General features: G+C 68.5%; 8 protein-coding genes. 6 read left to right on the top strand and 2 right to left on the bottom strand.

Features of this window, described 5'->3' with window-relative positions:
- Positions 1-269: 269 nt before the first annotated feature.
- Entirely contained in the window at positions 270-1,028 is a 759-nt protein-coding gene (tpiA, locus tag ACN0T5_RS20395; protein ID WP_417770443.1) for a triose-phosphate isomerase, read from the bottom strand.
- Between the two features lie 246 nt (positions 1,029-1,274).
- On the opposite strand from tpiA, the gene ACN0T5_RS20390 reads away from it, so the two are divergent.
- From ACN0T5_RS20390 to lexA, 6 genes are all read left to right on the top strand, one after another.
- On the top strand, positions 1,275-3,164 hold the full coding sequence (locus ACN0T5_RS20390; RefSeq protein ID WP_417770442.1) for a SurA N-terminal domain-containing protein: 1,890 nt from the start codon (positions 1,275-1,277) through the stop codon (positions 3,162-3,164).
- 35 nt (positions 3,165-3,199) lie between these two features.
- Entirely contained in the window at positions 3,200-4,231 is a 1,032-nt protein-coding gene (trpD, locus tag ACN0T5_RS20385; RefSeq protein ID WP_417770441.1) for an anthranilate phosphoribosyltransferase, read from the top strand.
- Positions 4,224-5,036 (top strand): indole-3-glycerol phosphate synthase TrpC, encoded by an 813-nt coding sequence (trpC, locus tag ACN0T5_RS20380; protein ID WP_417770440.1) that lies wholly within the window; start codon positions 4,224-4,226, stop codon positions 5,034-5,036. The genes trpD and trpC overlap by 8 nt, the downstream gene beginning before the upstream one ends.
- Positions 5,037-5,049: 13 nt before the next feature.
- A complete protein-coding gene (moaC, locus tag ACN0T5_RS20375) occupies positions 5,050-5,562 on the top strand; it encodes a cyclic pyranopterin monophosphate synthase MoaC (RefSeq protein WP_417770439.1) in 513 nt (170 codons plus the stop codon).
- 1 nt (position 5,563) lies between these two features.
- Positions 5,564-6,778, top strand: coding sequence for a gephyrin-like molybdotransferase Glp (gene glp, locus ACN0T5_RS20370; protein WP_417770438.1), 1,215 nt, complete (start codon positions 5,564-5,566; stop codon positions 6,776-6,778).
- Positions 6,779-7,061: 283 nt separating this feature from the next.
- Complete coding sequence (gene lexA / locus ACN0T5_RS20365; RefSeq protein ID WP_417770437.1) at positions 7,062-7,778, top strand: transcriptional repressor LexA; 717 nt, start codon at positions 7,062-7,064, stop codon at positions 7,776-7,778.
- A gap of 124 nt (positions 7,779-7,902) precedes the next feature.
- On the opposite strand, the gene ACN0T5_RS20360 is transcribed toward lexA, so the two are convergent.
- Positions 7,903-9,883, bottom strand: a 1,981-nt coding sequence (locus ACN0T5_RS20360; protein ID WP_417770436.1) for a ComEC/Rec2 family competence protein, incomplete at its 5' end; no start/stop codon positions are given.

The raw sequence follows: 9,883 nt of genomic DNA, 5'->3' as shown, positions 1-9,883 counted from the left end.
CTGTCTCCCTCACCGGAGCCGCCGCCCCCGCCCCCGCCGATTCCCACCGCGCCGCCTTCGGCGCGCGGCAGGAGGACGACCAGGACGGGCGCAAGCACGACCATCAGGCGGATAACGCTGATAACGGTTTCCATCGAGGACCAGTCTTTGGTTGTCGGATTTGCTGCGCGTTCTACACCAATGCCACGGGTGTTTCCACCCTTGATCGGCCAACCTTCAGCGCGGGGCGGCCCTGCGGCTCCCGCATGGGCCGCAAAGCACGCTTCCGGTTAGCCGGCCGCCTCGGCAATGGCCAGGAAAGCGCTCGCTTTCAAGCTCGCCCCGCCGACAAGCGCGCCGTCGACATTGGCAACCGACATCAGCTCCGCCGCATTCGCCGGCTTGACCGATCCGCCGTAGAGAAGCCGGATCGCGGCGCCCGCCGCGCCGAAGCGCTTGCCCAGTTCGCCGCGCAGGAATGCATGCATGCTGGCAACGTCTTCCGGCGTCGGCGTCAGTCCCGTGCCGATCGCCCAGACGGGCTCATAGGCAATGACGCAGTTTTCCGCTGTCGCGCCGCCGGGAACCGATCCCGCAAGCTGGCTCCCGACCACGTCGAGCTCGCGCCCTGCCCGGCGCTCCGCCTCCGTCTCGCCGACGCAGATGATCGCGACGAGACCGGCGCGCCAGGCCGCCTCCGCCTTGGCCGCGACGGTTGCGTCGTCCTCGCCGTGATCCGCGCGCCGCTCCGAATGTCCGACGATCACCTGGCGTGCTCCGGAATCGGCCAGCATTTCCGCGGACAGGTCGCCGGTATGGGCGCCGCTGGCCGCCGCATGGCAATCCTGCGCCCCGACAGCGAGCCCGCTGTCACCCGCGATGGCGGCAGCGGCGGCGATCAGCGTCGCCGGCGGACAGATCGTGAGGTCGACCCTGGCGGCAAGCCCGCCCCGCGCGGCGCGCGCGATCGTGTCGAGCTCGCCAAGCGCCGAGGACAGCCCGTTCATCTTCCAGTTGCCTGCGATCAGCGGCTTGGTCGTCATCGGCATGGTGCTCCCTTGAAATGGCGTGTCGAACGGAACCGGCGGTTTTCCCGAATGTCCCGTACTGACCGCCGGTGCTACCAGAAATTCGCCGGCAATCAAGACGCACCGCCGGAACGTTCGCCGCAAGGTGCCCGCAACGCCTTGTACCGCCTTGCTCCCCGCGCCCCTCGTCTCTATGATCCGCCCGCCTTGGCATGGCCGAACCGACGGCCACGCTGCCCTGTCGCCCAAGAAATAACGGAACCTGCAATGCTCGACACTCTGCGCGCCGGCGCAAAGTCCTGGATTTCCAAACTCCTGATCGGCCTTCTTGTGATCAGCTTCGCCATCTGGGGTATCTCGGGCGACCTCCTGAACATTGGCGGAGACCAGGTCGCAACCGTGGGCGACCGCAAGGTTTCGATCGTCGACTTCGACAGTGCCTACCGCCGCGAGCTCGATTCCATCGGCCGCAACATCGGCCGTCCCCTGTCCACCGTGCAGGGTGCCGCGCTCGGCATTCCCGGTCAGGTGCTTGGGCGTCTCGTTGCCGAAGCAGCGCTGAACGAGACCGCGCAGGATTACAATCTGGGTGTCTCGGATGCGGAACTGGTGCGGCTGATCCAGACGGCTCCCTCCTTCCAGGCGCCCAGCGGCGGATTCGACCGCGCCCGCCTAGCCGCCATCCTCCAGGCCAACGGCCTGACCGAGGACCAGTTCGTCGCCGAGCGTCGGCTGCTTGAGGAGCGCCGCCAGATCGCGGACGCCATCAGCGGCGGCCTGAAGACGCCTGCGGCCATGCTCGAGGCGTTCAACCGCCATGCCAACGAGGAGCGCACGGTCGACTATGTCGAGTTCGACGCCGCCCTTGCCGGCGAGATCCCGGCCCCCGACGAGACCGCGCTTGCAAGCTGGTTCGAGGAGAACAAGGCCGACTTCCGCGCGCCCGAATATCGTCAGGTCGCCCTGTTGCAGCTGACACCGGAAAAGATCGCACGCGCCGACGAGATCAGCGCCGAGGACCTTCAGCGCGAGTATGACGCCTCCGGCGAGCGCTTCGGCGAACCCGAGCGTCGCCGTATCCTGCAGCTCGCCCTGCCGAGCGCCGATGCGGTTGCCGAGGCGCGCGCGGCCCTTGCCGAGGGCAAGACCTTCGAGGACATCGTCGCCATGCGCGGCACCACGGTGGAGCAGGTCGAACTCGGCAACATGGCCCGCGAGGAACTCCTGGACCCCGCCATTGCCGAAGCCGCCTTCGCGCTCGCAGAGGGAGAGACCTCGGAGATCATCGAAGGCCGGCTCAACAACGTTCTGCTCAAGATCACGCAGGTCACCGAGGCCCGCAAGACGCCACTGGATGAAGTCGCCGCGGACCTTCGCAAGGAAGTCGCACTGCGGCTTGCCGAGCGCGAGGTGCTCGATCTTCACGACGAGATCGAGGATGCCCGTGCGGGCGGTGCCACGCTGACCGAGGTCGCCGAGCGCTTCTCCCTGACGCTCGACATGCCCTCGGCATTCGATTCCGCCGGCAAGGACGCATCCGGCGCCAAGGTCGCGCTCCCCGATGCGCCGGACCTGATTTCCGATGTCTTCGAAAGCGACGTCGGCATCGAGGCCGACATGCTACAGCTCGGCCGTACCGGTTTCCTCTGGTTCGAGGTGCGTGAGGTGACGCCCGCCCGCGACCGCACGCTCGACGAAGTGCGCGCGCAGGCGGTCGATGCCTGGACGCGGGAGCAGCGCGCCGAGCGCCTCGACGCGCTGGCAGCCGAAATCGTCAAGGAACTGGACGCCGGCAAGACGCTCGAGGCTGTTGCCACGGAACGCGGCCTTGAGGTCGCGACCCAGTCCGGCCTGAAGCGGACGGGCGAAAACGCCGCGATCCCGGCCGACGCGATCGACGGGGTCTTTTCCGGACCGGTCGGCACCATTGGCAGCGCAAGCAAGCCCGACGCGCGGCGGATCGTCTACCGCGTGACCGGCATTTCCGCGCCCGCCTTCTTCCGCGAGGCCGGCGAGATCGCGGCGCTCGATACCCGTCTTGCCGACGCGCTGCAGAACTCCGTGATCGGCCAGTATGTCGGGGAGCGCGAGGCGCGCCTCGGCGTCAGCGTCAATCAGGCCAACATCAACCGGGTGATCGGACAGGGCGGAAGCTGAGCGCCTTCGCTCCGCCCGTTCGAAAGGACGACGAAGTGAGCAATCTCAAGACCCTGATCGCCAAGGCGGCCGACGGCAACGCGCTGAGTCAGGCAGAGGCGCGAGCCGCCTTCGAGGTGATCATGTCGGGCGCGGCGACCCCTGCCCAGATCGGCGGCTTCCTGATGGCGCTGCGCGTGCGCGGCGAGACCGTCGAGGAAATCGCCGGGGCGGTCGCCACCATGCGCGCCAAGATGGTCCCCGTATCGGCGCCCGCCGACGCGGTCGACGTCGTCGGAACCGGCGGTGATGCCTCGGGCAGCGTCAACATCTCGACCTGCTCGGCTTTCGTTGTCGCCGGTTGCGACGTGCCGGTTGCCAAGCACGGCAACCGTTCGCTCTCCTCGAAGTCGGGCGCGGCCGATGTCCTGATGGCGCTCGGCGTCAACATCGACATTTCGCCCGCGCAGATCTCGCGCTGCATCACCGAGGCGGGCCTCGGCTTCATGTTCGCGCCCAACCATCATTCGGCGATGAAGCATGTCGGCCCGGCGCGAACGGAGCTTGGCACGCGGACGATCTTCAATCTTCTCGGGCCGCTCTCCAATCCGGCCGGCGTCCGGAGGCAGATGGTCGGTGTTTTTGCCCGGCAATGGGTCGAGCCGATCGCCCATGTGCTGGCAACCCTCGGGTCACAGGCCGCCTGGGTGGTGCATGGTTCCGACGGGCTCGACGAGATCACCACCACCGGCCCGACGACGGTCGCCGCGCTGGAAAACGGCAAGGTGCGGGTGTTCGAGGTCACTCCCGGCGAAGTCGGGCTCGCGACCTGCCGGCCGGAAGACCTGAAAGGCGGCGAAGCACCGGAAAACGCGGTTGCCCTGCGCGCGGTGCTCGAAGGGGCGAAAACCGCCTATCGCGACACTGTCCTGATGAATGCCGGCGCAACGCTGGTCGTTGCCGGCCGCGCCGCGAACCTTGCCGAGGGCGTCGCCATGGCCGCGCAGTCCATCGACAGCGGCAGCGCGCTTGCCCGCCTGTCGCGCCTTGTCGAGGTCTCCAACGAGGCGCCCGTGACCCATGACTGACATTCTCGCCCGTATCGAGGCCTACAAGCGCCAGGAGATCGCCGCCGCCAAATTGGCCGTTCCCCAGTCCGAGATCGAGCGGCGGGCGGCCGCAGCCGACGCGCCGCGCGGCTTTCTCGCGGCATTGCGGGCAAAACAGGCAGCCGGCCAGTTCGCCCTCATTGCCGAGATCAAGAAGGCGAGCCCGTCCAAGGGGTTGATCCGGGTCGATTTCGATCCGCCTGCGCTCGCCCGTGCTTATGAGCAAGGCGGCGCCGCCTGTCTCTCCGTCCTCACCGACACGCCGTCCTTCCAGGGCGCGCCGGACTGTCTCGTCGCAGCGCGCGCCGCCTGTTCGCTGCCGGCCCTGCGCAAGGACTTCCTCTACGACCCCTATCAGGTGTTCGAGGCGCGCGCCTGGGGCGCCGATTGCATCCTGATCATCATGGCGGCGGTTGACGATGCCATGGCGGCAACGCTGGAGGCCACCGCCCTTGATCTCGGCATGGATGTGCTTGTCGAGGTCCATGACGCCGACGAGCTCGACCGCGCCCTGAAGCTCTCCTCGCCGATGATCGGTATCAACAATCGCAACCTGAAGACCTTCGAGACGCGGCTCGAGACCAGCGAGATGCTGGCGCCGAAGATCGGCGGCGAACGCCTCGTTGTCGGTGAGAGCGGGCTGTTCACGCCCGCCGATCTCGCCCGCATGGAACGCTGCGGCATCTCCACCTTCCTCATCGGCGAAAGCCTGATGCGCCAGGAGAATGTCGCAGCCGCGACGCGGGCCCTGCTGACACGCCCGGCCAGCGCCGCTGCCGAATGACGGATCCTTGCCGATGAGCGCCTCGCCTCCCCGCCTCACCCATCTTGACGACAGCGGCGCGGCCAACATGGTCGACGTTTCGGCCAAGGACATCACCACCCGTGAGGCGACCGCCGAGGGTCACGTGACGATGAAGCCGGAAACGCTGGCGATGATCCTCTCCGGCACGGCAAAGAAGGGCGACGTGATCGCCACCGCGCGCATCGCCGGCATCATGGCGGCCAAGCGCACCCATGAACTCATCCCGCTCTGCCATCCGCTGGCGCTGTCGAAGGTCGCCGTCGACATCACCGCCGACGAGACACTCCCCGGCCTGCGCGTCACCGCCTTCGCCAAGCTCTCCGGCCAGACCGGCGTCGAGATGGAGGCGCTGACCGCCTGCTCTGTCGCCTGCCTCACCGTCTATGACATGGCCAAGGCCGTCGACCGGGGCATGACCATCGGCGGCGTCCGCGTGCTGTCGAAATCCGGCGGCAAGTCCGGCGACTGGTCGGTTGCCGGCGACACCCCGCAAAGCGGCGGCTGACATGTCGCTGATCTCGGTCGACGAGGCTCTGGCGAGACTGCTTGCGGATGTCGAACCGGTCGGGACCGAGCACGTCCCGCTTGCCGCCGCCAACGGCCGCGTTCTCGCCGACGACCTTGCCGCCACCCGTACCCAGCCGCCCTTCGCGGCCTCCGCCATGGACGGATACGCGGTCCGCGCCGAGGATATCGCCACACTTCCCGCCGCCCTGCGCGTCATCGGCGAGGCACCGGCCGGCCACGGCTATGCCGGCACGCTCGGCCCCGGCGAGGCCCTGCGCATCTTCACCGGCGCGCCCGTTCCGCAAGGCGCCGACACGATCCTGATCCAGGAAAACGCCACCCGCGACGGCGACACGATCGCCGTTCTGGAAACGGCCACCCGTGGCCGTTTCGTGCGGCCCGCCGGGCTGGACTTCGCGCAAGGCGAGGTGCTTCTGCGCGCCGGCGAGCGTGTCGGTTTCCGCGAGCTTGCTCTTGCGGCCGCGATGAACCACGCCGTGCTGCCGGTCCGGCGCCGGCCGAAAGTGGCGATCCTGGCGACGGGCGACGAACTGGTGGAGCCCGGCACGGAACCCGGGCCCGACCAGATCATTGCCTCCAATCACGCGGGCGTTGCCGCCCTTGTTGCCGATTGCGGCGGCGAGCCCCTGCAGCTCGGCATTGCGCCCGACAACCGCCAGGCCATCGCGGCCGCGATCGCCGCCGCGCGTGCGGCAAGCTCCGATATCCTGGTAACGCTCGGCGGCGCCTCCGTCGGCGATCACGATCTCGTTCAGGAAGTGCTGGGCAAGGCGGGAATGGATCTCGCCTTCTGGCGCATCGCCATGCGTCCCGGCAAACCATTGATGGCGGGGCGGATCGAGGGCATGCGGGTTCTCGGCCTGCCCGGAAACCCGGTCTCCAGCCTCGTCTGCTCCATCCTGTTTCTGCGCCCGCTGATCGAGACGCTGCTTGGCCGTGAGATCACCGCGCGTGACCGCGAGCACCTGCCGCTTGCCGTCGACATCGGCGGAAACGACCGGCGCGAAGACTATCTGCGCGCCACCATCCGGCGGGCCGATGACGGCAGCGAGAGCGTCGCCCCGTCCGAGCGGCAGGACTCCTCCATGCTGGCGACGCTCGCCCGCGCCGATGCCCTTGTCGTGCGCCCGCCCCATGCCGGCCCGCTGGCCGCCGGCGCCCGCGTCCCGGTCATCCGTCTGCCCCGCCGATAGAGCTCTCGCCCCGCGCTTTCTTGCATTCTTCCGAAGGCATGTTGTGGAACAAGCCGGGAACGGTTAGACTATGTTCATGATTTGTACGTAGCCTGAGTCGCGAAGCATCCGGCCAGACAAGTCGATGACCGACGCCGTTCAAGCGGCGGACGCACATCGCAGCGGATGCGGTTCAAAGCGGCCGGGCACCACGTACGGACTGGACACGGGCGTGGCTTTTCGGCCTGTCGCGCCGCATCGCCGTCCTGTCGCTGCCGAATGAGGAAGTTGGGGAACCACGCGGATGTTGACTCGCAAGCAGCACGAATTGCTTCTGTTCATCCACGAACGGCTGAAGGAGACCGGCGTCCCCCCGTCCTTCGATGAGATGAAGGACGCGCTCGACCTGCGTTCCAAGTCGGGCATTCACCGTCTCATCACGGCGCTCGAGGAGCGCGGGTTCATTCGCCGGCTGCCCAACAGGGCGCGTGCGCTGGAGATCGTCAAGCTGCCGGAATCGGTTGCTCCCGGCCTTGCCGCGTCCCGTGGACAGGGCTTCTCGCCCGCGGTCATCGAGGGATCCCTCGGCAAGCCGCGCCCGGCCCAGCCTGCGCCGGCCCTGCCCGAGCCCGCCAATGACAGCATCGCCATTCCGGTGATGGGCCGCATCGCCGCCGGTGTGCCGATCGAGGCGATCCAGTCGCACAGCCACACGATCTCGATGCCTGCCGACCTGCTCGGTGGCGGCGACCATTACGCGCTTGAGGTGCGGGGCGATTCGATGATCGAGGCCGGCATTCTCGACGGCGATACGGTCGTCATCCGCCGCTCGGATGCTGCCGACAGCGGCGACATCGTCGTTGCCCTGATCGACGACGAGGAAGCAACGCTGAAGCGGCTGCGAAAGAAGGGCGCATCCGTTGCGCTGGAGGCCGCCAACCCCGCCTACGAGACGCGCATCTTCGGCCCCGGCCGGGTGCGGATCCAGGGCAAGCTGGTTTCGCTCTTCCGCCGCTATTGAGTAGGCGCACGAAGGGTGACGCACAGGCCCTTGCCTGCGTTCCAGCGCACGGCACATGCGTGACGGTCCGGGCGAGTTTCGGTAGCTTGGGCCGAAAGGACAAACCGGTCAGGCGCGGCCTTTTCTAGCGTGCCATCCCGGGGCGCGGCGTCCAGGGTCGCACACGGGTGTAGCTCGGCACGATGGCCGTGACCGGCGAAGCGTTCGAGGCCTCGCCCAGGTAGATGGCCGTGGTGCCGTCGCGGGAAAGCCGCGCGCGGTCAAGGACAAGCGGCGCAGCACAGCCGGCCGGTGCGTCATGGGCCGAGACGATCATGTCCACCCGCGCACAGTCTTCCGCGAAGGCGGCCGGGTCGCGGACAATCGAGACAAGCAGCGACGGTGGTCTGTCCGCCGGGCCGGTGGCAAGCTCGCCCTCGTGATCCGCGCTCGCGCCCAGCCCGTCCCTGCCCTGCCCGTCCCTGCCCTTCCAGACCGTTTCCCGTTCATCCCGGCTCCGCAAGGCCGTGCCTTGTCCGGCAGCACTGCCATTGCCCGGCCCGTCTTCGCCCTTTTCTCCGCTGCGCGCATCGCTCTTGCCGGCCCGGCTCCCAGCCTCTGGCGGGTGCTGCAAGGCCTTCGTTGAAGGCGGCGGCCTCGCCCCTTTCGCCCCGTGCGCCCGCACCAGACAGGCCAGCGGATCGCAGGACATCGCGGATTTGGGCAGATGACGCCGGGCACGGGCATCGCCGCCCACCCCGTCGGCGCGCAGCCAGACCTCGGCAATGAAACTCGACGGCCGTGCCGTGACCCGCAGCGCACCGCCGGCATCGCGAAGGGCCAGCGTCGTGCCGTTCGCCGAGACCAGAATGTCCGGCTGGCGATGCGTTGCATAGAACCACGCGGAAACGCAGAGCGGCACCAGCGCGACACGCCGGAACCCGCGCGGCGCCAGACAGGCCATCGTTCCGGCCAGAACAGCCAGCACCGTTCCGGCGACCGAAGGCGCGCCGACGGTTCCCTCCCCGGGCGTCAGGCTGGCGGCCCATTGCGACACGGCCACCACCTGGTCGACCGCACCCCCCATGACAACAAGGGGAAGCGCCTCGAGGCCGAACGGGACCAGCGCGAGCGCCAGAACGGCGAAGGGCATGACGGCGATCGTCACCACCGGCATGGCGACCAGGTTGACCAGCGGCCCGAGCGGCGCGATCCGGTGGAAATGATAGGCACCGATCGCTCCCGTCGCCGCCCCGGCAATCAGCGAAGTGAGCAGGATCGCGCCGAACCAGGTCACCAGGCCGCCGGCAACACTGCCGGCGAGACCGAAAACCGGTGCGCCGTCGTCCCGTTTCGGCGCCCCCCGGTTCGCCGCGACCCGCCGCCGCGTCATCTCCTCATAGGCCGCGATCAGCGCAATCACGGCGGCAAACGACATCTGGAACCCGGGGTCGACGAGAGCTTCCGGTGTGACCGCCAGGATCAGCAGCATGGCGACGCCCGCATTGCGCAATGTCAGGGCCCGCCGCCCGAACAGGCGCCCCGCCAGCACCAGCGCGATCATCACGAAGGCGCGCTGCGTGGCGATCGATCCGCCCGATATCGCCAGGTAGAAGGCCGCAGCGGCAAGCGCCGCCCCTGCCGCCCAGACATCGATCTGCCAGTCCTGGGCAAGCCGTGAAGACAGGGCGAAAAGCGCCCGCAGCACGAAAAAGACCGAGCCAGCAAAGAGTGCCATGTGAAGGCCGGAAATGGCCAGGATATGCGCAAGGCCGGCCGTGCGCAGCGCCTCGGTGACATCGGGTGGAATGCCGGATCGGTCGCCGGTGATCAGCGCCACCGCGAGGGCGGCCGCCGTCGTGTCCCCCAGGGCCGCGCGGATCCGCCCGGCAATGCCGCTGCGCAACCGCTCGATGCCGGCGGATGCGCGCAGGTCCCACGGCACCGCCCCGTCGTCGACCGGCGGGACCGGCTCGACCCCGCCGAAGGCGAAACCGCTCGCCCCGATTCCGTCGAAATAGGCACGAAAGGCAAAGTCGTATCCGCCCGGCATGACGGCGGGTGCCGGCGGCATCAGGCGTGCCCGCAGGCGAACCGTATCCCCTGTCGCAGGGGTCGGAGTATCC

It is taken from the genome of Stappia sp., from assembly GCF_048261845.1.
In the GTDB taxonomy this organism is placed as follows: Bacteria; Pseudomonadota; Alphaproteobacteria; order Rhizobiales; family Stappiaceae; genus Stappia.
This window is presented reverse-complemented; position numbering and strand designations above follow the sequence as displayed.

Coding starts and splice junctions, on each gene's coding strand:
- tpiA (WP_417770443.1), bottom strand. CDS start 1,028: ATGCCGATGACGACCAAGCCGCTGATCGCAGGCAACTGGAAGATGAAC.
- ACN0T5_RS20390 (WP_417770442.1), top strand. CDS start 1,275: ATGCTCGACACTCTGCGCGCCGGCGCAAAGTCCTGGATTTCCAAACTC.
- trpC (WP_417770440.1), top strand. CDS start 4,224: ATGACTGACATTCTCGCCCGTATCGAGGCCTACAAGCGCCAGGAGATC.
- moaC (WP_417770439.1), top strand. CDS start 5,050: ATGAGCGCCTCGCCTCCCCGCCTCACCCATCTTGACGACAGCGGCGCG.
- glp (WP_417770438.1), top strand. CDS start 5,564: ATGTCGCTGATCTCGGTCGACGAGGCTCTGGCGAGACTGCTTGCGGAT.
- lexA (WP_417770437.1), top strand. CDS start 7,062: ATGTTGACTCGCAAGCAGCACGAATTGCTTCTGTTCATCCACGAACGG.